The organism is Maribacter sp. ACAM166 (assembly GCF_005771495.1).
Classification (GTDB): domain Bacteria; phylum Bacteroidota; class Bacteroidia; order Flavobacteriales; family Flavobacteriaceae; genus Maribacter.
Genome location: NZ_VAUW01000015.1, coordinates 1 through 25,906, shown reverse-complemented (window position 1 = coordinate 25,906; position 25,906 = coordinate 1). Strand labels below are relative to the sequence as shown.

The 25,906-nt window shown below is 36.5% G+C and carries 21 protein-coding genes and 1 pseudogene; 13 read left to right on the top strand and 9 right to left on the bottom strand.

What is annotated here, in order from left to right; genetic code table 11:
* Nucleotides 1–25: 25 nt before the first annotated feature.
* From ES765_RS11705 to ES765_RS11670, 9 genes are all read left to right on the top strand, one after another.
* On the top strand, nt 26–2,239 hold the full coding sequence (locus ES765_RS11705; protein ID WP_138114508.1) for a bifunctional alpha,alpha-trehalose-phosphate synthase (UDP-forming)/trehalose-phosphatase: 2,214 nt from the start codon (nt 26–28) through the stop codon (nt 2,237–2,239).
* A 51-nt stretch (nt 2,240–2,290) separates the two neighbouring features.
* Nucleotides 2,291–2,767 (top strand): MFS transporter, encoded by a 477-nt coding sequence (locus ES765_RS22715; protein ID WP_317131413.1) that lies wholly within the window; start codon nt 2,291–2,293, stop codon nt 2,765–2,767.
* A 54-nt stretch (nt 2,768–2,821) separates the two neighbouring features.
* A complete protein-coding gene (locus ES765_RS22710; protein ID WP_317131412.1) occupies nt 2,822–3,457 on the top strand; it encodes a hypothetical protein in 636 nt (211 codons plus the stop codon).
* Nucleotides 3,458–3,718: 261 nt separating this feature from the next.
* Complete coding sequence (locus ES765_RS11695; RefSeq protein WP_138114507.1) at nt 3,719–5,050, top strand: M28 family peptidase; 1,332 nt, start codon at nt 3,719–3,721, stop codon at nt 5,048–5,050.
* 72 nt (nt 5,051–5,122) lie between these two features.
* Entirely contained in the window at nt 5,123–6,067 is a 945-nt protein-coding gene (locus ES765_RS11690; RefSeq protein ID WP_138114506.1) for a hypothetical protein, read from the top strand.
* Between the two features lie 164 nt (nt 6,068–6,231).
* A complete protein-coding gene (locus ES765_RS11685; protein ID WP_138114505.1) occupies nt 6,232–7,848 on the top strand; it encodes a M1 family metallopeptidase in 1,617 nt (538 codons plus the stop codon).
* Nucleotides 7,849–7,958: 110 nt separating this feature from the next.
* Nucleotides 7,959–9,074, top strand: a complete 1,116-nt coding sequence (locus ES765_RS11680) for a DUF2914 domain-containing protein (protein ID WP_138114504.1) — start codon at nt 7,959–7,961, stop codon at nt 9,072–9,074.
* 144 nt (nt 9,075–9,218) lie between these two features.
* Entirely contained in the window at nt 9,219–9,824 is a 606-nt protein-coding gene (locus ES765_RS11675; protein ID WP_138114503.1) for a YkgJ family cysteine cluster protein, read from the top strand.
* A 96-nt stretch (nt 9,825–9,920) separates the two neighbouring features.
* Nucleotides 9,921–10,391, top strand: a complete 471-nt coding sequence (locus ES765_RS11670) for a GAF domain-containing protein (protein WP_138114502.1) — start codon at nt 9,921–9,923, stop codon at nt 10,389–10,391.
* 103 nt (nt 10,392–10,494) lie between these two features.
* Here ES765_RS11670 and ES765_RS11665 read toward each other — a convergent pair whose 3' ends face one another.
* Nucleotides 10,495–13,890, bottom strand: a complete 3,396-nt coding sequence (locus ES765_RS11665; RefSeq protein ID WP_138114501.1) for a ThuA domain-containing protein — start codon at nt 13,888–13,890, stop codon at nt 10,495–10,497.
* 333 nt (nt 13,891–14,223) lie between these two features.
* On the opposite strand from ES765_RS11665, the gene ES765_RS11660 reads away from it, so the two are divergent.
* From ES765_RS11660 to ES765_RS11650, 3 genes are read left to right on the top strand one after another with little or no spacing between them, the layout of a single operon-like run.
* The gene (locus ES765_RS11660) at nt 14,224–14,991 is read left to right on the top strand and encodes a CDP-alcohol phosphatidyltransferase family protein (RefSeq protein ID WP_138114500.1); all 768 of its coding nucleotides are present in this window, start codon (nt 14,224–14,226) and stop codon (nt 14,989–14,991) included.
* A gap of 33 nt (nt 14,992–15,024) precedes the next feature.
* Nucleotides 15,025–16,455, top strand: a complete 1,431-nt coding sequence (locus ES765_RS11655; protein WP_249356354.1) for an amidohydrolase family protein — start codon at nt 15,025–15,027, stop codon at nt 16,453–16,455.
* 13 nt (nt 16,456–16,468) lie between these two features.
* Nucleotides 16,469–17,713, top strand: coding sequence for a metal-dependent hydrolase family protein (locus ES765_RS11650; protein ID WP_138114499.1), 1,245 nt, complete (start codon nt 16,469–16,471; stop codon nt 17,711–17,713).
* Nucleotides 17,714–17,765: 52 nt separating this feature from the next.
* On the opposite strand, the gene ES765_RS11645 is transcribed toward ES765_RS11650, so the two are convergent.
* The 8 genes from ES765_RS11645 to ES765_RS11615 all read right to left on the bottom strand — a co-directional run bounded on the left by ES765_RS11645 (nt 17,766) and on the right by ES765_RS11615 (nt 25,723).
* Nucleotides 17,766–18,419 (bottom strand): DUF998 domain-containing protein, encoded by a 654-nt coding sequence (locus ES765_RS11645; RefSeq protein WP_138114498.1) that lies wholly within the window; start codon nt 18,417–18,419, stop codon nt 17,766–17,768.
* 133 nt (nt 18,420–18,552) lie between these two features.
* Complete coding sequence (locus ES765_RS11640; protein WP_138114497.1) at nt 18,553–18,957, bottom strand: OsmC family protein; 405 nt, start codon at nt 18,955–18,957, stop codon at nt 18,553–18,555.
* 112 nt (nt 18,958–19,069) lie between these two features.
* On the bottom strand, nt 19,070–20,209 hold the full coding sequence (locus tag ES765_RS11635; RefSeq protein ID WP_138114496.1) for a two-component regulator propeller domain-containing protein: 1,140 nt from the start codon (nt 20,207–20,209) through the stop codon (nt 19,070–19,072).
* A gap of 328 nt (nt 20,210–20,537) precedes the next feature.
* Nucleotides 20,538–21,437 (bottom strand): sterol desaturase family protein, encoded by a 900-nt coding sequence (locus tag ES765_RS11630; protein ID WP_138114495.1) that lies wholly within the window; start codon nt 21,435–21,437, stop codon nt 20,538–20,540.
* A 450-nt stretch (nt 21,438–21,887) separates the two neighbouring features.
* Complete coding sequence (locus tag ES765_RS11625; RefSeq protein WP_138114494.1) at nt 21,888–23,930, bottom strand: amidohydrolase family protein; 2,043 nt, start codon at nt 23,928–23,930, stop codon at nt 21,888–21,890.
* Nucleotides 23,931–24,402: 472 nt separating this feature from the next.
* On the bottom strand, nt 24,403–24,579 hold the full coding sequence (locus tag ES765_RS22705; protein ID WP_317131411.1) for a hypothetical protein: 177 nt from the start codon (nt 24,577–24,579) through the stop codon (nt 24,403–24,405).
* A 109-nt stretch (nt 24,580–24,688) separates the two neighbouring features.
* Nucleotides 24,689–24,853: a serine hydrolase domain-containing protein gene (locus ES765_RS22700; protein WP_317131410.1), complete on the bottom strand. Its 165-nt coding sequence runs from the start codon at nt 24,851–24,853 to the stop codon at nt 24,689–24,691.
* 159 nt (nt 24,854–25,012) lie between these two features.
* Nucleotides 25,013–25,723: a membrane or secreted protein gene (locus tag ES765_RS11615; protein ID WP_138114493.1), complete on the bottom strand. Its 711-nt coding sequence runs from the start codon at nt 25,721–25,723 to the stop codon at nt 25,013–25,015.
* 64 nt (nt 25,724–25,787) lie between these two features.
* On the opposite strand from ES765_RS11615, the pseudogene ES765_RS11610 reads away from it, so the two are divergent.
* Nucleotides 25,788–25,906: pseudogene (locus ES765_RS11610) on the top strand (IS1595 family transposase); the annotation flags it as partial.

The following is a 25,906-nucleotide window of genomic DNA, read 5'->3' as shown; positions in this document are numbered from 1 at the left end:
AAGAAGAAGTAAATAAATCTCTTTTATGGCTAAAACTATCATTATCTCAAATAGACTACCAGTTCAATTACAAATTAGTAATGGTGATATCACTGCAGTGCCAAGTGTAGGTGGTTTGGCTACTGGTATGAAATCTGTTCATTCAGGTGGTGATAGCCTGTGGATTGGTTGGAGTGGCCTCACCGATGAAGAAATACCTGAAGAATTAGCCCCTAAAATAGATAGTGCTTTAGCAGAACATGGCTCTTCTAAAGTCAACTTAAATGAAAAAGAGGTTGATGGTTTTTATTACGGATTTAGCAATAGAACCATATGGCCTTTATTCCACTATTTCTTGGAGTATTCTGAATTTGAATTGGAGAGCTGGGAAATCTATAAAAAGGTAAATCAAAAATTTGCCGATGCTATTTTAAAAAAAGCGGATAATGATGATACTATTTGGATACATGACTATCAGTTAATGTTAGTGCCCCAAATGGTTCGAGCAGTACGACCAGATATTTCTATTGGTTTCTTTTTGCATATTCCATTCCCATCCTATGAGATTTTTAGAACACTGCCATGGCGTCGTGAAGTTCTATTAGGACTTTTAGGTTCAAATTTAATTGGTTTTCACACGTATGACTATGAACGTCATTTTCTTAGTTCAGTGAGGCGATTATTAGGATTGGAGGTGAGTTTCAACGATATCTATTTAGAAGATAGGGTCATTAAAGTTGATTCTTTTCCAATGGGAATCGATTATAAAAAATTTAGTGATGCAGCCAAAGAGCATTCACAACGAAGTGAAGATCAAAAATCAGAATTACAAAAGCGATTGGATACGCATAAAAAGTCTGCGCCCGATGCAAAATTCTTTTTATCCATCGACCGATTGGATTACACCAAAGGTATTGCCAAACGGCTTAAGGCATTTGAATACTTTCTCAATAAATACCCTCAGTATAAGGAAAAAGTTCGCCTTATCATTCTTGCGGTACCTTCAAGATCGAACGTACCCCAGTATCAATTATTGAAAAGGGAAATTGATGAATTAGTTGGTCGTATAAATGGAGAACTTTCTACAGTTAGCTGGACACCAATTTGGTATTTCTACAGATCAATGCCCTTCGAAAATCTTATTGATTTATATACTTCATCAGATATTGCGTTGTTAACACCCATAAGAGATGGAATGAATTTAGTAGCCAAAGAGTACATAGCTACAAGAACCGACAAAACCGGTGTATTAATATTAAGTGAAATGGCAGGTTCGGCAAATGAAATGAACGAGTCACTTTTGATTAACCCTAATAACTTTGAGCAGATAGCAGATTCATTGAATGAAGCTATAAACATGCCGAAAGAAGAACAAATAGCTAGAAATACAATATTACAAAAAAGGTTGGAGCGCTATAATGTAGAGAAATGGGCCAATGACTTTATGAATTCTTTGGTTAATCAAAAGCATAAAGATCAAAGCTATATATCAAGTCGTTTATCCGTAGATGTGATGAACGTAATTATGAAAAAGTACAAGAAAGCCAAAAGAAGATTGGTATTCTTGGATTATGACGGTACCCTTGCTAGTTTTCATAATGACCCGCAAAAAGCATCGCCAGATGAAGCCTTATATAAATTGTTAGATAAAATATCCGCACAAGAAAATACGGATATGTATTTGATTAGTGGCAGGGATAAAGAAACATTTACAAAATGGTTCCTACCCAAAAAGTATAACATGATTGTAGAGCATGGGGTGTGGATTTCACAGGGAGGTGAAGAATTTAGAATGCTCGAAAATGTGAAGAAAGATTGGATGGAAAAAATATTACCTGTTTTAGAATCATTTGTGGATCGCACGCCAGGTAGCTTTATTGAAGTGAAAAATTATTCGTTAGCATGGCACTACAGAAAGACAGATCCAGATTTCGGACAAAAGAGGGCGGTAGAGTTAAATACCGTACTTACAAGTCTTATTGCTAATGATGACCTAAGTGTTTTAAATGGAAACAAGGTAATGGAAATAAAGAGTAGTAATGTTAATAAAGGTCGTGCTTCTATGCGCGTTTACACTGAACATGAATATGATTTTGTATTCGCAATAGGTGATGATTGGACAGATGAATTCATGTTCCAAGAGTTACCGGAAGAATCCGTAACAGTGAAGGTAGGTCGACAAAAAACACAGGCCCGTTATTTTGTAGATAACACTAAAAATGTACGTGATATTTTAGCCAGATTTGCTGATTTTCACTAACATGAATAGTTTAGGTTTAATTTTCATATTAATAGTACGAATGGCATTCATGTGAAGCAAAAATCACATATACTACCGATTATAATTCTTACCCAATTCGCATGTACATCAACGTGGTTTGCGGGGAACGCTATTTTAGAGTCGTTGGCAACAACTTTAGACCTAGGCGGTGGAATAATAGGTTATGTGTTATCATCTGTTCAATTCGGTTTTATTTTAGGAACATTATTGTTTGGTATTCTCATGGTAGCAGACCGGTACTCTCCTGCCCGAGTATTTATGATTTGTGCGTTTTTAGCCTCGCTTTCAAATCTGTGCCTAATTTTTCCGAATTTAAATTTATCGGGCCTCATAATTGCGCGGTTTAGCACTGGCTTCTTCCTCGCTGGAATATATCCTATAGGAATGAAAATAGCTGCAGATTATTACAAAAAAGGTCTGGGCAAAGCGCTAGGTTTTCTGGTAGGAGCGTTAGTTTTAGGAACAGCTTTTCCATTCTTAATCAATGGAACTCTACTGGGGGATTAGCCGAATAGCGTCATTAAAGTAACCTCTGCAATTACCGCTTTAGGCGGTATTCTCATGTTTATTTTAGTTCCCAATGGTCCCTATCGTGTAGCAAGTTCAACGCTGAAATTAAGCTCAGGTCCACGGCTTTTTAGAAATTCCAAGTTTAGAAAAGCAGCCTTCGGATATTTCGGTCATATGTGGGAATTATATGCGTTTTGGGCATTTACCCCAGTGGCCATCAAATGGTTCAATATACAAACGAGTGGGGAAATTTCCGTATCACTATGGACAGGAATCGTTATTGCCTTAGGCGGTGCGTCATGTGTGATAGGCGGTTTACTTTCCCAAAAAATAGGAAGTCAAAAAGTTGCTTTAATTGCGCTTTCAACATCAGGGTTTCTCTGTTTGATTTCGCCTATGCTTTTTTCCTTATCCACCGATTTGTTTTTATTTGGATGGTGTATATGGGGAATAGCCGTGACTGCTGACTCTCCCCAATTTTCAAATCTTGTTGCTACTTCGGTAGCACCAGAATTAAAAGGCACGGCGCTTACGTTGGTGAATTGCATTGGGTTCACTATAACTATTTTTAGTATTCAACTTTTAGGATTTCTTCAAAATGTACTCCCTATCGAAGTTCTATTTATAGTATTGACCGTAGGACCTATATTTGGAGTCTGGAACTTGCTAAGTAGAAAGTTTGGGTAACTATAAAGCACTACTTATTTACTTTCTGAGAATCTACACTAAGAAGTGTTTAAAAAGAAAAATCAATTGAAAAACACCCTTGATTTATTGTTCTGTAAAAGATATTTTACGATTTTTGCTTTTGTAGGATTATAGTCGATGGTATTGGCTTTTTTAAGACAAGATAAAACAAAGTTCTTGCCTTATCTTAGATGTGTTATTTAAGGGCCTTAGTATGGGCTTTCCGTTCTTAGTTATTCAAAAAATATAAATCAAATTAAAATGAAAAAATTGCTCCTTTTTGGTCTTCTGACTACAACGTTTATACTATCTGCACAATCTGATCAGCGTATTTATGATATTATAAATGCGGTTTCTGCAGAACGTATAGAACATGACATTACTAAATTGGCCAATTTTGGGACAAGACACACCTTAAGTGATACTATTTCCCAAACGAGAGGAATTGGTGCAGCTAGAAGGTGGATTAAAAGTGAATTTGAAAAAACATCAAGCGATTGTAATAGCTGTCTAAACGTTATTTATCAAAAAGATTTGATTAAAAAAGGAGCTAATGAACGCATTGTAAAAGATGTAGAAGTGGTCAATGTACTAGCTATTCAGAAAGGGACTAAATATCCTAATCGTTATATTATCATGAGTGGTGATATTGATTCAAGGGTAAGTAACCCGACCAATTTCACCGATGATTCACCAGGCGCAAATGACAATGCCAGTGGCATGGCAGGTACGCTAGAGGCTGCACGTGTACTTTCTAAGTATACGTTCGAAAATAGTATTATTTATATGGGTCTATCTGGCGAAGAACAAGGTCTATTTGGCGGAGGCGGAGTTGCACAATATGCCAAAAATCAAGGTTGGGAAATCATCGGTATTTTCAATAATGATATGATAGGAAATATCACTGGTGTAGATGGTATAGTAAGTAACGTTGATTTTAGAATTTTCTCAGAACCTGTGCCTCCAACCGAAACAGAAGAGCAACGAAAAGCCAGACGTTTTTATGGTGGTGAAGTTGATGGCGTTTCAAGACAACTTGCGCGTTACGTGCATAAAAATGTAAAACATTACATGCCAGAAATGAACCCAATGATGATTTATCGTTTAGATCGTTTTGGAAGAGGCGGACATCATAGACCTTTTAACGATGCTGGTTTTCCAGGGATACGTATTATGGAAGCCCATGAAAATTATACGCAGCAACATCAAGATATTCGGGTTGAGGACGGTATTGCGTATGGTGATGTCTTAGAACACGTTAATTTTAAATATGCTGCTAAACTTACTGCGGTTAATGCAATAAATCTAGCATCATTAGCTTGGGCCCCACCATCGCCAACTACGGTTAAAATAGGTGGGATTGTCGAACCAGCTGCCAAGTTTCAATGGAGTAAGGTTGTAGGTGCAAAAGGATATAAAATATACTGGAGGGATACCACCTCCCCTACTTGGGATTATAGCCGATATGTGGGCAACCTAACAGAATTTACCTTAGATGGTATTGTTATTGATAATTACTTCTTTGGTGTGTCAACTGTAGGTGAAAATGGATTTGAAAGTCCTGTTGTTTTTCCAAACGGAATATTTAAGTAAGTTCAAGAAGTGAACTTTATATAGGCTATTATATTTTTGAATAAACTGAAGATTTTAATAAAAAGTTACGCTATGAAAGCTTTCTTAATTCTATTTTTAAAACCTTTTTACCTTTCATTGGGCTTGTCCGCTTTTCTCTTGCTAAGTTGTGAAGATAAAGATAGCAGTGAAATCGTTGAAGGAACACCTTTCAGTGCTCAAGAATATGTGGATTTTGAAACTGGCAATATTCCATTGATAATGAGTGTGCCGCATGGTGGTGACTTGCGGCCCAATGAAATAGCAGACCGCACTTGCAATGATGCGGTAAATGTCATGGATGAATTTACCATAGAACTGGCTCAAGCCATTATGGATGAGTTTTCCAAAACAGGCCTAACACCCTATTTAATCATAAATAAAATACACCGATCCAAAATGGATGCCAATAGAAATAGGGAAGATGCGACCTGTGGCGATACGAATGCGCAAGCCGTTTGGGACCTTTTTCATGGCCAAATACAAAATAACATGAATGCGGTAAATACTAAATTCAAAAAGGGCCTGTTCATTGACCTCCATGGTCATGGAAATCCCAAACAACGGATTGAATTGGGTTATCTACTGTATGAAGATGAGCTGGCACTGCCAGATGAAACTCTGAATAGCGAAGAACTATTAGAAGTGAGTTCCATTCAAAATCTTGCAAATAATAATTTAACAGACCTAACACATGTAGACCTCTTAAAAGGTGATAGTGCCTTTGGTAGTTTATTATACCAAGCGGGTTTCCCCGCTGTCCCGTCTGCTTCAGACCCAGTTCCATTAGGTCCGGACAATTACTTTAGTGGAGGCTATAACACGGCAAACTACAGTTCTTATAAAGGAGGAACAATAGATGGAATACAGGTAGAATGCAACCGGGCAGGGCTTAGGGAAACAGCAGCGCAAAGACAAGCTTTTGCAGTTGCGTTCGTTAACGCTGCAAAAATCTATTTAGAAACGCATTATTTTGATGAAATTCTCGGACAGAACTAATTCGAACTCATTAACATAAATTGTTTATGACCAAAAAAATAAATGGTCCGATACCTTGCTTAAAGTATAATGATTTATTACACATTTTGGTGTGACCGTTAATTTGAAACTATGCCAATTAGGGTTCGCCAATATATACATCCCATTAAATAAAAAAAGACAGCATGAAAAACATAGCATTTCTCATTTTAGCCTTACTTTGCTTTAGTTCAGTCATTTACGCACAAACGTTCACGGAACAGGATACCCTTAGGGGCAGTATCACCCCAGAACGCACTTGGTGGGATTTGAATTATTATCATTTGGATATTGATGTAAATCCTGATGATAAATTTATTAGCGGTAGTAATACCATTCGCTATAAAGTGCTTGAATCCCATCAAATTTTGCAGATAGATTTACAACAACCTTTAGTCATTGAAAAAGTAACTCAAGATGGTAAGGAACTTGAAATTGAACATAACGGGAATGCCCATTTTATCCAATTACAGAAACAACAGAAAAAGGGTGCATTTAATGAAATCGTAGTCACTTATTCTGGGCATCCAAAAGAAGCAATTAATGCACCGTGGGACGGTGGTTTTTCATGGAAAAAAGATGAAAATGGAAAGCATTTCGTAGCCACCTCTTGCCAAGGTTTGGGTGCTAGTGTCTGGTGGCCGAACAAAGATCATATGTATGATGAAGTAGACAGTATGCTGATTAGTGTGAAAGTACCCAAAGGACTTACCAATGTAGCCAACGGTAGATTGAGAAAACTGGATACGGCTACGAACACTTCACATTGGTTCGTCTCTAATCCAATCAACAATTACGGCGTTAATGTAAATATTGGAGATTATGTTCACTTTGGCGAAAAATACCAAGGAGAGAAAGGGATATTGGACATGGATTATTATGTCTTAAAAGGAAATGAGGAAAAAGCAAAAGAGCATTTTAAGGATGCTCCTAAAATGATGGAAGCCTTCGAATACTGGTTTGGTCCCTACCCCTTTTACGAGGATTCATTTAAATTAGTAGAAGTACCCTATTTAGGAATGGAGCATCAAAGCTCAATAACCTATGGAAATAAATACATGAAAGGCTATTTGGGCAGGGATCTTTCTGAATCTGGTTGGGGTTTAAAATTCGATTATATAATTATCCATGAGGCCGGTCATGAGTGGTTTGCTAATAATATAACCTATAAAGATGCTGCCGATATGTGGATACATGAAGGCTTTACCTGCTACTCTGAAAGTTTGTTTTTAGATTACCATTACGGTACCGAAGCGGCAAACGCTTATGTACAAGGTATTCGTAAGAATATTAAAAATGACCGACCCATTGTCGGTATTTATGGCGTAAACTATGAGGGTGGCGGTGATATGTATTCTAAAGGTTCAAATATCTTACACACCTTACGGCAGGTAGTCGACAATGACGATAAATGGAGAGATATACTACGTGGTTTGAATAAAGAATTTTATCATAAAACTGTAACTACAGACCAGATTGAACATTATATCAGCATGCAAATGAAACGAGATTTAAGACCGTTCTTTGATCAGTATTTGCGGTCTACTAAAATTCCTGTTTTAGAGTACTCAACTAAGGGTGAAAAAATCACCTATCGTTTTACCAATACTGCAGAAGGCTTTACACTACCAGTACGAATTTATGTTGATGAGAAACCCAAGTGGATAAAACCGAGCAACAACTGGCAAACTCAACGAATTAAGGGAGATTTGGAGACTATAACAATAGATTCAAATTTTTATATTGATACCAAGTCGAATTAGCATCATGTTTAATTCGCTTTTAATTTATAGGGTTTATAGTTTATAGCATAAGGGCTATTCAAGCCATCAATTTGATTTATATTTATCGGAGTATTACTGCATAGCCCTTAATGAAAAGAACATTAATTAGATTTAAAAATAGCGCTTTCAGAACGATCATTCGAAAGCATTCTAAATATGCCCCACTGTTATTTTTTATTGGTGGATTTATCTTTGACACCTTTACGCTTGGCCGTATTGACCGCACTTATGATCTTTTGGTCTTATGTCTTCACATGTCATCATTATCCATAACATTATATCTTTATAACCTTGTTGATGACGGAAAATGGAAGAACACGTTCTTAGAACGGTATGAAGAGTATTTTCCTTTAACGATTCAGTTTTTTTTCGGTGGACTATCAAGTGCTTACGTCATCTATTTTTCCAGAAGTGTATCCCTTTCAAAGACCGCTTCATTTTTCATCATCCTAGTGCTTTTATTAATAGCGAATGAGTTTCTTAAAAAAAGGATATCAAATAAATACTTACAATTTGGCGTATACTATTTTATCAGCTTTACCTTTTTCACGTTTATGATTCCTGTATTTTTAAAGGAATTAAATACTAGTGTATTTTTAATCTCAGGAGCTGTAAGTCTTGCTAGCACATTAATATTATTGATTTTCATCTACGGCAGGAGTCCGAGTACTCGAAAAGAAATAAAATTAGGAAAGATGATTGCTATTATAATGGCCATTTACGGTATACTCAATCTATTCTATTTTATGAAACTTATACCTCCAGTTCCATTAGCATTGGATAAAGGCATAGTTGCCCATAATGTGGAGCTGAAAAATAACAATTATGAAGTAACCTATGAGTCTGAGGATTCGTATGTATTTTGGAGAAAACACAAATTAGATTTTAGCTATACACCCAACGAAAGCGTCTATATCTTTTCATCAATTTTCGCACCTACAGATTTGAAAAAGGCAATTTTTCATCGATGGAAATGGTATAATGACAGTACTGAAGCATGGGAAACCACTGAGGACATCGGATATGATATCACAGGAGGGCGTGACGGTGGTTTTAGAGGCTATACGTATAAAAACAACGTAAAACCTGGTGAATGGGAAGTACAAGTATTAACAGATGAAGAACACGTATTGGGTGTAATCAAATTTAAAATAATTGAACAGTCCGATAATACTCCTAAAAAATTGAAGACAGAACTATTTTGAACTCACTGTTTGTATTTAAACCCCCTAGTGCCATTGCCCATTATAAATATTCAACCCGAGGTTTTTAATGACTATATCATTATATGATATAGTCATGTTCACGGCATCTAATCTTAGTCTACCTTCGCATACTTAATTCAATCATTGTCAATATACCTAAAAGTTCGAGCGGTAGAACGTATTTTCTCTCAATTAGAAATAGAGGTGGGTTCCTTTCAAAAATCCACAGGACTAGGCTGTATGCCTAATTGTGGTAAATGCTGTACCAAACCAGATATAAATGCCACTGCCTTAGAATTTTTGCCCTTGGCCTATTCACTCTTTAAAAATGGTGAAGCAGAAATCTGGCTTGATAAATTAAACAATGACCACTCTACAACATTATGTCCGGTTCTAAATACCGTACTTGCGCCTGGTGAAATAGGATTCTGCTCAGACTATGCACACCGCGGACTCATTTGTAGGTTATTTGGATTTTCTGCCATGCTCCATAAAAATGACAAACCTATATTAGTGACGTGCAGACCTATTAAAGAAGGGATACCGAATGCAGTCGCCAAGGCAGAATCGCATATTGCCGCTAAAAATAATTACCCATTGATAAGTGATTACTACATGCAATTACGCTCTATAGATGAGTCTTTAGGCGAAGAGCTTTTCCCTATCCGAATTGCCATCGCAAAGGCTATTAACGCTGTTTTAGGGTATTATGCCTATCGAAAGCCGCCTAAAGGGACAAAAGTTGCTTAACAGGTCACTTCTATCAAAAAAAGATAAAACGTATCTTTATCATTAGGTAAGTAAAGTGCTAATTCACAGAATTGGTTCTTCAAAAAATGATATAAAATGAACGACTCAGAAGAAATCCCTTATGCTATTATTGATGAATTATCGAAGGATAATCCTAATTGGGAAAATATCTTAAAATCGACGTTAGCCCTTTTTGATTGTTCTACGGGAACCTTACATTTTTTGGATAACGAATCGATGCTACAATTACAAGCTCAAATTGGTATTCCTGAATTTTTAATTCCAAAACTATCTACCATTCCCATAGGAAAAGGTATGGCTGGTATTGCTGCAGAACGCAGAAAACCAGTAGAAATGTGTAACCTGCAAACAGATGAATCTGGTATAGCAAGACCTTCAGCAAAGGATACCAAAGTTGAGGGTTCTTTAGCGGCACCATTACTTTACCAAGAAAAATTATATGGCACCATTGGTATTGCAAAACCGATACCCTATGATTTCACGGAAACCGAAACGAATCTATTGATGAAAATCGGTGCGTCAATAAGTATAGAATTAAGTCGCTAATTCTATTACAATTCTTAATAAACTTATGGCATACCATTCACTAATAACATAAAAAAAGTCCGCTCACGAGCGGACTTTTTAGTTCTATAAAAAAAATATAATTCTATTTAAAAATAGCACTTGTAAGCGCTACCTGCGAAAGTTCTTTACCCTCTTCCCCTTTAAAAGTGATATAGTAAGGACCATCACTAGAAACAGTACCCGTAATTGGCAAGGTAAACATTGTTCCTTGTGAACCTGCGGGTTGTGCTGACAATATGCCTTTGCCCACTAAAGGACCACCGAGCGTATTCTCGTGAATTTCAAAATCAAAGAACATTGTTGGTGCTGCTTGCCAACCTGCGGTTAGTGAGACTGACTTAACTCCTTTTAAAGACATGTTCTCTAGCATGAACCAGCCTTCAGATTTGTTAATTAGCAAAAGATCCATACCGCCAAAACTCATAGCTTGCATTCCGTCAGCTTTAATTTTATCAGAAAATTTAACTGTGCTACTTGGTATTGCAATCGATTTAGACCCTGTTAACGGTATTGTACCTTCTGCACCTTCATCGGTATAACTAGCAGTGATGACCAACATATTACCTGGTGCAGATGATTCTGCTGTAATAGTACCTTTAGCTGGTAAAGATTTCTCTTTCATTTGATCCCCAGACAACGAAAGAATGTACAATGCAATCTGTCTAGATTCATCTGAAGTAATATTTGGGTGTGCAGGCATCGTCACCTCACCCCAAACACCAGTGCCACCTGTAACAATTTTACCTTGTAAATACGTCAAGGCATCACGACGATCTTTATATTTCTTAGCCACGTCTTTATAATTCGGCCCAATAGATGCTTCTACTTCTTTATGGCATGTCTTACAATCCATTGATTGAGCCAGTGCTTTGCCTGTAACGGCGGCAGAAACTTGTTGATGCCCCATACTCATGGCCACCTTATCCATTCCCTCTAAATAATCAACACTTACGAAAATGTTTTTTGGGTCGATTGTAGTTCCGTCTTGATCTGTAACCGATACATCATACGTGATTTTCTGACCTGGCAAATAAAATGCCGGATTGCTTTCTCCTAAAGAAATAGCAACCTCTGGTCTAGAATTCCCTGCAATGACACTAGTACTCTCACTAACTGCTGAAGCACCTTTGTCGTCAGAAACGGCAACATTCAATTTAAATGCACCCGCATCAGCATACGTATAACTTACATTTGGTTCTGTAGTTTCTTTGGTTTCACCATTACCAAAATCCCATAGGTAATTAACAGCATCACCTTCTCGATCACTAGCTTCTACCATTGCATTAACAGATAAAGGAGTTTTTCCAGAAGTTTTATCTACAATAAGGTTATCAATAACTGGTGGTCTATTACCGCCGTTGAACTCAACATATCCTAAAGCAGAATTTGCATTTTGAGAAAACCAACCACTACCGTATTCCAAAAGATATATTTTACCGTTCGGGCCAACTTCCATGTCAATTAAGCTATTCAACTTAACATGAGGTGCAAAAGGTTCCATTTTACTAAAACTACCGTCTTCAGCTAAATGAACAGCGAACATCCAACCACGCATCCAATCATAAATAATGACTTTACCGTCATAATAACTTGGTAGCTTTTCATCACTTTGGTATAAATCTGAATAATAGGTAGGTCCTGCCATGGCATTTCTACCACCTGTAGTAGTTTGTGGAAAAGCAGCCGACTCATCATAAGGATAATATGCGTAAGCAGGTGTTGCAGGCGGTAATTCAGTTAAACCTGTATTGTTCTTAGAAGTATTCATCGGTTTTTCTGGATCAAAAGATGGTCCAGTTTCGCCTGTTTCATAATTATATTCATGATATGCATAATTGTCACCAATAAACATAGGCCAACCAAAGTTACCTGCCTTACGAGCTTGGTTCATTTCATCATAACCTTTTGGTCCTCTTGTCGCTAAACTGTCTGCTCTCGCATCTGGTCCAACATCGCCCCAGTATACATACCCTCTTTTAATATCTACAGATATTCTATATGGGTTTCTATGTCCCATGGTATAAATCTCAGGTCTTGTTTTCTCAGTACCTACCGCAAACAAGTTACCTTCAGGAATTTCATACGTACCATCTTCCTTTACCTTAATTCTTAAAATCTTACCACGAAGATCATTCGTGTTACCCGATGTACGTCTAGCATCAAATTGCTCGTGACCTGGTGTATCATTCAAAGGAGCAAAACCATTACTTACATATTTTTCATCCTTTTCATTGAAAGGCGTAGAGTTATCACCTGTTGAAAGATAAAGAAGATTATCTGGCCCAAAGGCAATTGAACCACCCGTATGACAACAAATTTCACGTTGGCTATCAACATTTAGAATAACTTGCTCTGATTCTAAATCAAATTTACCATTCATAAATTTAAAACGTGATAGACGGTTTATCCATGTATCACCCGTTGGGGCGTAATACAGATAGATCCAATGATTATTCGCATAGTCCGGGTCTTTTTGCAACCCCATAAGACCTTCTTCTGCATTAACACCTGGCGTCTTCAATGTCTTCCAATACACATCTAATTTGGCCACCTCCGTTAATTCTTGCGTTTTGTTATTATACAACATTACCTCTCCTCTTCGTTGTGCTACCAAAACATCACTATTAGGTAGAACGGCCATTTCAGTAGGTTCAAAAAACTGACCCTCTGACAATACTACTTTTGCAAAACGATCTGAATCGGGTGGTATTTGAGAAGCTACATTCGAGTAATCTAAATTTAAATTATCACCAATGGTATATTGAATTCCACCTAAAAGGTGCTTCAAAAATAAGTCTTCAGAAAAGCTCTCGTCTGTATGACCTGCACCTGTATAAAAAGCACGGCCACCATCAAAATCATGGTACCAAGCTATCGGGTGAAAATCTCCATTCTCACCTCCTTCATAAGAAGATTCATCTAAGGTCATTAGAACATTTACATCTGGGTTGATGTTTTTGTAGTTGTACAACTCATCTGTTCTGTTCCAAACGCTATCAGTGAAAAATTTTGTTGCAATGAAGTTTTTATCTTTAATGATAAAATCGGCAGTTGGAGTACCACTTGGGTGGCTTAAAAACTGAGCCCCTGCCAAATTATTGTACCAACCCCAATCGTACTCGGTATCTGCTGCTGCATGAACACCGACATAACCTCCACCTGCTTGAATATAACGCTCAAAAGCAGCTTCTTGAAATTGGTCTAACACATTACCTGTTGTACTCATAAAAATAACCGTAGAATACTGTTTAAGATTTTCATCGCTGAACATCTCCGCATTTTTGGTCGTATCTACTACAAACCCGTATTCTTGACCTAATTTTTGAATTGCTGTGATTCCTGCAGGAATAGAAGCATGTTTAAAACCCATGGTTTTTGAAAACACCAAAACCTTAGGCTCCCCATCACGTTTATTGCCACCACATGAGACAATAGTAAGTGCAAAGCCCAAAAGAAGCACCATTAAAATTTTCTTCATAAGTAAATAATTGTTGATTAGTTGATTTAACAATTGATAAATGTAACAATAAAATACTGCACATTAAAGTTATAACGAGCCATTATAACCTTAATATTACAATTTAATACTCATTTTTATTCGAATTCAACTATTTTACTTTTTCAATTATACTGTAGCAATAACGTAAAAGTCACATCCTATTATACCCAGTCTAACCCGATATTTATAATTTTAGAAACCGCTACTCAATGGTGAATAATTTCCAAGGTTTTACCTATTTTTGCATATATAGTATACTTTACCCAAGCTAGCGTGTCTTCGTTATTGGAGTTTAGTGTACAACCACTTACAATGCCAAAATTACCTTTACAAAATCAGTTTTTTGACTTATCTGATTATGGAAGACCCATTGCACTCATAATAGCGCAGTCATTAAAAAACACCAATTGCACTCCAATTCATGTAACACTTAGTTTTGTTGTTAGCGGACTCATAGCTATTGGTTTTATGCTATATGGTCAATATTGGGGAGCACTATTTTTTCTGATTTTGAAATCTATTTTAGATGCCGCCGATGGGGAGCTAGCGCGAATAAAGAATACCCCCTCACATACTGGACGATATTTTGATTCTATTTCAGATTTCATACTTAATCTATTTTTCATACTAACTATTTGGCATATTACTAACAGTGATATCTTTTTAGCACTTTTAGCTTTCGTAGGTATACAACTACAAGGCACCCTCTATAATTATTACTATGTTATTTTGAGAAATAGGTTTAATGGAGATACTACCAGTAGGATTTTTGAAAATAAAGTGCCCAAAGCATTCGATTCTGAAAATCAAAAAACTGTAGACCTGTTTTATAGCATATATTCTTTTTGTTATGGGGCATACGATCGTATCATTTATGGTCTAGATAAAAATGCCTTTAAAGAAAAGCGATTGCCTAATTGGTTAATGACAGCCGTTTCATCTTTTGGTTTAGGCTTCCAGCTATTATTTATCGGACTCTTTTTAGTCTTGGGACTAAAAGCATATATAATTCCTTTTTTTATAGGTTATAGTCTTATGATTTTTGTTTTTATCTTAATACGACAAATGTTGAATAGGTAATTATTTTTAACTTTCCACCTTAACTAAACAAACATGCCAATCTCAATTAGATTTAAACAGTTAAGCTACAGCATCCTATTTTTAATGGCTTTTGTTTCATGTACATCAGAACCAAATGTTGCTTATGACTTAGCCATCAAAAATGTGAATATTATTGATTTAGAAACGGGGCTGATTGAAATATCAAATATGTACCTAAAAGATGGTCAATTTGCTAAAATAGAACCCACACTTGAAAAATCAAGCCTAAAGGCTTTTCAAATAATTGATGGTTCAGGCAAATATGCACTACCTGGTTTTTGGGACAATCATGTGCATTTTAGAGGCGGTGATTCTCTGATAAAAGCGAACAAAACATTTTTAAACTTGTTCATAGCAAATGGTATTACAACGGTACGTGATGCCGGTGGTGATTTAACAACATCTGTAATGGACTGGAAAAAAGCTATTGAAAATGAAGAATTAATAGGACCCACCATTTTCACCTCTGGTCCTAAAATAGATGGTCCTGGCGCTACTTGGGCCGGTTCATTAGAAGTTGAAAATGACCAGGAAATTAATAAAGCTCTTGATTCATTACAGGTGATACCTGTAGATTTTGTAAAACTATACGATAGCCAAATTTCTGGTGGTACCTACCTGAAAACAATTGAAGAAGCTGAAAAGAGAAACCTTATTACCTCTGGGCATATGCCCTTTACAGTTGAACTTGATGCAACAATTGATGCAGGTATAGATGCCATTGAACATTTATATTATATTATGAAGGGCTGTGCTTCGAATGAAAAGGAAATCACACAACAGTTGAATACTCAAGCGATTGGATTTTGGGATGCTATGCCGTTACTGCAATCATCTTATACCGATGCTACAGCTAAACACACCTTTGCCAAATTAAAAAAAAATAATGTCTTCGTAGTACCTACGCTATATATTGGTGGTGTCTTAAGTTATTTAGATGAAGTAGACCATTCTCAAGACCCCTATTTAGCTTTCATGTCAGAAGGTATTCAAAAAACATATCAAGGTAGAATTGACCGCGTAAAAAATGCATCAGAAAAGGCAGTTGCCGACCGTAAAGAGTTGGACCGATTTTTTGGACAACTTGCATATTCCTTGAATGAAAATGGAGTGTCACTTTTAGCCGGTTCTGATAGTGGCGCATACAACAGTTATATATATCCTGGCATTTCATTGCATAAAGAATTGGAAGCAATGGTCGTTACCGGAATTTCTCCTTTAGATGCATTACGAACTTCTGCCTACAATGGTTCTAAATTCTTAAATAAGAACACGAACTATGGAACCATTTCTGAAGGAAAAATAGCGGATATCGTTTTGCTCAATAGCAACCCCCTAAAAGATATCAAAAGCACTAAGGATATTTTTATGGTCATAAAAAAAGGAACTCCGTATACCAAAGATGATTTGGATAGCCTTTTAAATTCCGCCATTGTAAAATAATTAAATCGCCACTATGAAATCTATTCTGCTTTTTTGTTTATTCTCTGCATTCATAAGTTCTGCACAAACTCTTTTAGTACCCGACCGTGTATTTGATGGAGCGGAACTCCATGAAAATTGGGTTGTTCTGGTGGAAGACAATATAATCACCTACACGGGAAACCTCAACGGATTAAAAAAACCAAGTAACACAACGGAAATTAATTTGTCTGGCACAACTCTGATGCCTGGGATTATAGAAGGGCATTCACATATACTGTTGCACCCATACAATGAAACAGATTGGAATGACCAAGTGTTGAAAGAATCCCCAGTTGAACGTGCAATTAGAGGTACGGTTCATGCTGAAAATTCACTCATGGCAGGTATTACCACTATGAGGGATTTAGGCGCTGAAGGTGCTGGATATACAGATGTGTATATAAAGAAAACCATTGAGGATGGTATTATCAATGGGCCTAGACTTCTAGTTGCCGGACCAGCAATAGTTGCTACAGGAGCTTACGGCCCCAAAGGCTTTCACGATGGTGTCACTGTGCCCTTAGGTGCCGAGCCTGCAAGTGGCGTAGATCAATGCATAGAAACCGTTCGCAGACAAATGGGCAATGGAGTAGACCTTATTAAAATTTATGCAGATTATCGCTGGACCCCAGGTGCAGATTCTAAACCTACTTTTTTACAGGAAGAAATTGATGCCATGGTAGCCACTGCCAAAAGTGCAGGAAAGTATGTATTAGCGCATGCAGGGACCCCAGAAGGCATGAAAAGAGCAATTAAGGGTGGTGTCGAAACCATTGAACATGGAGATGGTGGAACTCTTGAGATTTTTAAGATGATGAAGGAAAAAGGAATAGGCTTCTGCCCAACTCTTGCCGCTGGCGATGCCATTACGCAATACCGCGGTTGGAATAAAGTTAATGATCCAGAACCCGAACGAATTCAACAGAAACGAAAATCTTTTAAAGCTGCTTTGGAATCTGGCGTGCAGATTGTTTTTGGCGGTGATGTAGGTGTGTTTACTCACGGGGAAAATTATTGCGAAATGGAACTTATGGTCGACTATGGTATGAAACCTGTCGAGGTTTTAAAATCTGCTACCTCAGGTAATGCCGATATGTTTCATTTAAATAAACTCGGGACTTTGCAAAAAGGCTTTTTGGCCGATATCATCGCTATAGAAGGCAATCCTTTAAAGGATATTAATGTTATGAAAAATGTATCTTTTGTCATGAAAGATGGCGTGGTTTACAAGCAGTAGTTTTGCTTCTAAAGTACTTAGCTTAGAAATTCGATTCCTCTTAGCCTATATTTTAATGTAGTTGTGTTTCTTCATTGCCTTTTGTAGCGACGTGCTTCATTATGTTTAGTGCACAAGAAACAATCCAAATTATAAATATCGATTCTATAATCCGTTGTAAAAGACCTCTCAATTCAGACTCCGGGTTAGCTAGTAATATAAAAATGAAGAATGCGCTTATGACGCCAGAAGTCATGGCTATTCTAAATAATCGGTTATAGTTGGGGAATTGTTTCAATCCGAGACCAATTCCGATAATACATATGGGAACGAAAATATAGGTCAGTGCAGCCATTGCATTATGTATGAGTTGGGCTATACTTGGGTCTATTAACTTCACATTGCAACCCGTATCACATGGAAATATTCCAACTAGTATTGTTCCTAGTCCGTAGAAAATCCCTAGACCATAGAATCCGACTTTAATAGATTTTAAGTCTGGAAAAAAATTAACTGTACGAAAACAAAAAAACATAATTAGAATTCCACTTGGTATATACCCAAAGGTTTGTAAAAACCATCCGTATTCGGTGTCTATCGCAAACGATTCACTTATATACTGACTAAGTACACTATAATCATCAATTAAGAACCCGCCAACAATGGCTGTGACAGCAAATAAACCGACTCCAAGTATTCCGATGTATGCAATTACTTTATTGTTCATTTCTATGAATTAATACATCGACGATTTAGTAAGTGAAATGTTACTTTTGAAAGGATATTTAATTTTATGAGCATGCAAAAACTAAGCTATAACCTATAATAGTTGTTAGTTCTGGCTTTATCAATCCAACTTTTCATTTTGTTATTTTTTTAATTTCACCAACGATAGAGCAAGAGGACTGCACTGTGTTAAATATCGTTCCAAACTTTTCAATATTCTTTTTAAGCAAATCTATATTTAGACTATCGTCTTCACTGTAAACACTCAATTCATAAATAATTTCGTCCATCCTAGGTGGTTTTTCAAGACGTGTTGCGTTCACTACTATTTCTGCCTTTTCGTATTCAAAATTCATTAGAATAGAAAAACGCTCTACATTTTTGAGAATACAGGCCGAAAATGAGCCTAAAAATAATTCTGCCGGATTTGCTAGCGTATCAGCGGTTTCAGGAGTGATTCCAAAAGTAATTTTAGATTGTTTGATATTTATTGAAGCATTATTTTTTGAACTGGAACTTGCTTTAATACTATACTTCATAATTCAATTGGTTTTTTAGAATACAGTTTATGGTCTTCGTTTTAGCACTGATACGTTCAAAAAGTAAAGAATACCCTCAACTATCTATTATTAGGTAAGGTAGCAAATGCTTTTACCAAGGACCTTTCTTGGAAATACTCTTAAAGGAAATACCATCATACCGAAAAAGTCCCATATGACCTCCTAGCCAAAGTCTTCCTTCTTTATCTTCAAAGATGGATTGTATGGCAGTGCTAGCAAGACCATCCTTTATATTAAAATTGATTAGCGACTTTTTATTATAACGGTAAACACCAAAATTTTCAATCGGAAACCAGATTTGACCAGATTTGTCTTCATATAAGCTCCAAACTTCAGTACCACTAGCCCTTTCTTTTGTGGCCATACGCGTGAAAGATTTTCCATCCCAAAAACAGACTCCTTTGTAATGCGTAGCAAACCAAATATTCCCATTCTTATCTTCTAGAATATCATTCACAGCATTATTGCACAGTCCATCTTTTTCTGAAATATTGATCAATGATTTTCCATCGTAAATATAAGCGCCCGCATTGGTACCAAACCACATATCCCCTTTACTGTCTTCCATAATGTTATGGACTATCTTTGCACTTGTCACACCTCTGTTATAATCTGGTTCTGCCTCTGGCAGCGTAAAGGGAGTAAACTCTTCTCCATCGAATCGACTTAACCCTTGCAAGGTACCTATCCAAATTATTCCTTTGCCATCAATCGCAATACTCCAAACATCATTATGTATAAGACCATCATTTTCGGTATAATTAATAAATGATTTTCCGTCATATTTTGTTATACCGCCATTCGTTCCAAACCAAACATCACCTTCTTTATCGGCTACAATTCCTCTTACCGCAACACCTCCGAAACCTTCATCAATTGAGAAATACTCAAGGGAGTCTCCATTGTAAAGGGCAACTCCATCACCATTGGTTCCAAACCATAGATTTCCACTTTTATCTTGAAATATCCTTCGAACGAATTCACTTATCTGTAAAGAAGGGTCAGGGGCTAAATCAATGTAGGGAATCTGATACTTTTGGTTCGTATTTTGATTTCCTTTTTCAGGAGTATCGTTGTGAATTGTCTTTGGTTCTCCAATCCCCTCTTGTGATGTGTTTTTTTTGTCTTGACTGTTACAGGAAATAATAAAAACTGAGAGTATTAAAAATAAATAGTTTAACGTACCTATTTGAAAAAACCTCTTTGCTATTATTTCTTTCGTACTATTCATATTCTAGAATATCTAATTCAATTCTTCATCGAATGCTTGAAATGTAACTTGTAAAAAAGCACCAACTTTCTAAACCTATCAGAAAGACAGGTTTTAACTTATCAAATTTAAAACCAAATTTAAAATTTTTTGCTTCTTACAGAAAAGAATACGTTTCTTTACCAGCTTCAATTCGCTATGTTTCACACACATTAGTATCTGCTAGCATTATTAAATTTTCTATTATTTATCATTTCCTCATTATCTTTTCGAATTCAGACGAAAATAAAAATTACGGTAACCAAGACTAAAACAAATCGGCTTGTAAACACCTAAATTCGATGCTATATCAAACATTGGGTTTTTTATTTTCTTCCCATTCTTTTCGTAAATCCGAAGATAAAATACTACTTCCATCATGTCTCCAACCCGGAGGCTTTATTAAATAGTTAAACTTATTTATGATGGATGTTTTTGATGTAAAGAAATCTCTAATCATAGCATACCATTCAATAAAAGCGATTTTTACAGGGTTATAGGTATCAATATTTTTTACCAAACCAAAAATTGGCTTTTCCCTCTCCTGTTCAAAAGTGCCAAAAAGTCGATCCCAAATTATAAAAATTCCCGCATGATTTCTATCCAGATATTGAGGATTCGTAGCATGGTGAACTCTATGATGACTAGGAGTGTTAAAAATAGCTTCAACCCATTTTGGCATTTTATCAATTAATTCGGTGTGAATCCAATATTGATAAATTAAACTAATAGACATCTGTACCAAAACCATAACAGGATGAAAGCCTATAAAAATTAAAGGAATCCAAAAGATAAACGTGTAAAAACCACCAGACCAGCTTTGTCTTAGAGCTGTGCTTAGATTATATTTTTTTGAAGAATGATGAACTACATGGCTTGCCCAAAGAAATCTACTCTCATGACTACATCTATGAAACCAATAATAGCAAAAATCTTCAGCAAATAACAACATAATCCAAGCCCACCAAGAAAAAGGTATATCAAATACATGATGAAAATTATATAGGATATAGAATAGACTTAATACAATACCCTTGGTAAATAAACCAATAGCTACATTCCCTAAGCCCATAATAATAGAAGATCTTGCATCTCTATATTCATATTCTTCTAATTTCACTTTAACAGTTAATATAACTTCAAGAATAACGGTTACCACAAAAAAAGGAATTGCGTAATGTATTAAATTAGGAATTTCAGGTATGTTCATAACAGTAGTTTAATACTTCGCTATTTACAATTTACGGATTTATTTGTTTGCATTTGTGGAGTTGACTTCCTCTCCCCAGTTATCGCTAATCTTTTGAAGCTGATAGATATCATTAAAACAATATGCACCTAGTATATCTTCTCTAAAAATCTATTGAAACATTCTATTTAACCATTTTACATTGGTTTCCAGTATTTCCACCACCGTTATGATAGGGTACGATAGTCCTGCATCGATAGCCATACTTCACTATTGTAATCATCGATTACATTGAATACTCGTAGCTTGCTGCCGTCGGTTAACGCATCACTCATAAATCTATACTCCAGAACTCGTTCTGGGCAGAAGGTGCTTCCAAAGGCTGTGTTACACGTTTTATTTACGCCACAGTTTTAAATCAATCGTGTTAGCATTATTACTAGTTCTAATAATCTCTTGCTTCCGTCTTTCTTACTCTTCTATTACCGGCATTGGAGTGAAGGGTTGTATACCAAAAGCAGGGTACACTTCACTTGGATAGTAGAACGTACCACCACGAGATACCATTGAAATTGTTTTGATGGCTTTGATATCCTCAACTGGATTTCCAGGAATTAAGAAGAAATCAGCCAGTTTACCGGGTGCAATGCTTCCGAGATCCTCATCCCCTAAATAGTGAGCCATATCATAGGTGGCTAGTTTTAACAACTCAGCAGGTGTATACCCCAATTGTTGGTAAAGCTCCAATTCACGATGGTAAAAGAAAGCCCCTCCCAGATCGGTCCCTGGTACGATAAGTATTCCTTTCTCCTTCATCATTTTTAAGGTCTCCACAATTTTATTGTAGCCCTCACGATAAGCTTGGTCGTCTTGCGGGGAAGCGACATCTGCCAACGCCACCTTAAATCCGCGTTGTGCGTTTGGAGGCATATGTTCTATGATATCTTTGGTACCTTCCCAGACTTCACCATTTCTAGCTTTCATCAACACTTCATGGATAGCCAAGGTTGGGTCCATAGCAGTCTTATTCTGAACAAATAAATCCATTGATTCTTGCACCTTAGGACTATTAAGGTCTAATGCTGGAAATCTTTTTAATGCCGTAAGACGAAGCAGTGTACGTGTATCTTCCCCTGGTTCCAAGACCCAACCCAACATGGTTTGATTGATATGGGTCATTTCGTCGAAACCGGCTCGTAACATGGCATTAGCATTCGAAAATGCGGGTACATGGCCGCATACAAACATCCCGTACTCGTGCGCCTTTTTAACGATGGCTGGTGCCCAATCCCCGTTCATAGAATTGTATAGTTTCACCCCATAGAAACCCATGTCATGATAGCTATCTACAGCGGCTAAGGCTTCTTCTTCACTCGAAACCAAAATTCCATTATTCGCACTGTATTCACTTTGTCCTTCAATAAAGCCCAATCGATGAATTCTCGGTCCGGCTAAAACGCCTGAATTTATTTTTTTGATTAAATCGTCTAAAACCTCATTGTCGTTCCCCATATCTCGGAAGGAAGTAACTCCGGCCAATACATTCAATAAGGCACCTTCATCCCCGGCATGGGCATGCATTTCATACATTCCAGCTACTAAGGTTCCACTTGCCCCATCGATGACCACTTCATCCTCACCCCTGGTATCAGGGGCATCGATACTTACGATACGATCGCCATCTACCAACACCGATGAAAGCCCTGTTAGTGCCAACGTATTGGGGTCGAATAATTGCACGTTGGCAATACGTACGTTTTTCCCATAGGTATGGGCATATTTTTTTTGTAGTGATTCAAATCGTTCAGCAGAATATTTTTCGGCATAGGCCCGAAGTTCTTTTTCTTGTGCTTCAAACCCTTCACGCACAATAACAAACCGTGGGCTAATCACAGCAAACAATCGCTGATCACTATCCGCAATAAAATATGAGGGATTCAAATCGGCTCCAGATATAGCGTAGGTAGTAAGATCAACGGTAGTTGAATCGACGGTAACGCTTGTGCTTTCCATCTCTGTAAGCTGCAATGTACCCGCTGGAAGCACATCTAATAAATAATCAGGTGATTTTAATAGACTACGAGCGGTAAGAATCGTCGAATAAGGACTCCCTGATTGATTTACATACCACAGAGCATTAGTCACCGTAGTACTATCACTACCGGTAGCGTCAGTCCATGAAGCAGCCGTTTTATTCAATGTATAGTGTTCCTCCACGGTATTCCCAAATGTAGTGTTCCCGTTAATATCCCATTGAACCGGGAAGCCATCATTATTTAACACAATGGTTTCTTTCATAGTAGGACCTCGACCATTGTTTTTATAATCGTAATCCACTTGGATAATATCTCCATCGATATGGGTTTTAAGATGTCCTACAACGGTATTGCCAAAAATGACGGAATAGGTTTCATCTCCTTGATAATGGACCAAAGAGGATGCTTTGGGAGATTCTTGTTTACAGGAAGCCAGCAATACTAAGACAAAGGGTAAATAGAGAAATTGTACTTTCATATTCGGTTTATTATTAATCAATGTTTTAAGATAGCAATTATAAGTTTACACAACACTTACTAATAATGACGTGGCATAATAAAATTAATTAAATGGTATAAAACCTATCATCAAGAGAATCTTTTCATAAGGTATTTAACTTTATATGAATATGCTACAACAGTAGATATATGTTGTTTAAACTTTTCTCCAAAATTTAGGAATAAGACCTTTTATAATTTGTTATAAAATAATAAGGCCTTGTTTCTTAAAAAACCCCATAATCTATTGATTTAAATATTGTGTTTTAATCAGTAAATTACGGAACTAAAAACACACATAATCATTCCTGAAAAGAGCGTAGTGGTGGAAAATTATGTACAACATTTAACATAAAAAGAGTTTTAATACCTTTTCCACCTTATTAAGCGCTTTTTTTACGCCTCAGTATTTTTACAATACGATTATAAAAGACCTCCGATAAATTCCAGTTCTATACATCAAAATTAGTCGTATTCATAAATTGAATGACAACGGTGTCGATGTCTTTGTGGTATTTTGCAATACTCTGATAGTCAACAACCAGACCTGTATGTTCATAAACGTAAATGGAAGAATAGATTTCCTGTTCCCCTTTATCAAACACGGAGCCATCGTTTAATGCTCTCAAGAAAATGCCTACATCTTCTGCTGTAGCTAATATTCCCTGTTCCTAAGCCTTTAAATATTCCTCATATCCAACGTAATAGCCACTCATAACATCGTCAATATTCACTTCACTAAGGCGACCCGAACGTGTTTTTTAGTCCAAGTGGTCTCCAAATTTCCTCCTTGATATATTGGTGATCGCTATAACCCACCACGTTTTTAATGAGTCTGCGAAGCAATAAATAATTGGTATTTGAATAGCCATAGACTGCATCTGGCTCAAAGCTCGCCGGCATATCAAGTGCGAATGCAAGTGCTTCTTCACTATTGTGCGATGGATTTTTCCGAAAATTAGATATAAGAAACTAGCAGCTACCTTTGTTTAAGCACAAAACTGTACTTATTTTTATAAAGCTTAGGTTTGATTCTTCATATGTCACTCCTTTTCAATACAATTATTTCCTCACATTCCAAATTTCGTTTATTAAATTTCCTGTACTTGATAATCCCTTGTGATTCCATTTTCCATCAGTCAGTTTGTACTTAAATTTTAAGGTAATACCAACTTTAGAATCATCTTTTGAAAAGAATTCGATGTTATCAGTATATGCACCATTTAAAGTTGTGTACGTACCTCCACCTGTTCCTATAAATTGTTTTGTTTCTGTATTATACGCTATCCACTGAAATCGAGTTCCAGATACTATTTTCATAGTTTTTCTTGGACTACTTGTGTCACGAAATTGAGTTTTGCCTTCTCTTATTCGGTCGGACATTAACCAAGCGCCTTGTAGTTTTCCGGGTTCACCATTATCTATTCTATTCAATTTCAGATTACTATCAACAATTTCAATTATAGAATCAGCAATAATCACCTTAAAACGTACTTCAGTACCAACACGTTCAGAATTATCGGTATGGAATTCTACTTTTTCTGTCATGGTATCTCCTTCTAATTTCCAAGTACCCCCATTCGAGTGAATAAATTTACCAGTAGTCGCATTATATGTTGTTAACACTTGATAGCCATCGGCAAAAATAACCACGTTTCTTAATTTGTCTCCATTTTCAGAAATCACATAGCTTTCCCAAGCACCAATAACACTTTGGGCTTTAATTCCAATTGGTATTAAAGTACAAATAAGTACTACCATTATTTTTTTCATGATTTTATATTTTAGAGGTCAGTAGATAAGTGCTTATCTTTAGTATTAGTGAATACGTTGAATTATGGACATATTTAAGGGTCAAAACATTCTAGAGTTCTCTGATCGGTTCAAAACGGACTTGGATTGTAAAGAATATCTAGCTGGTTTAAAGGGAAGAAATACATATAAATGCCTTAAGTG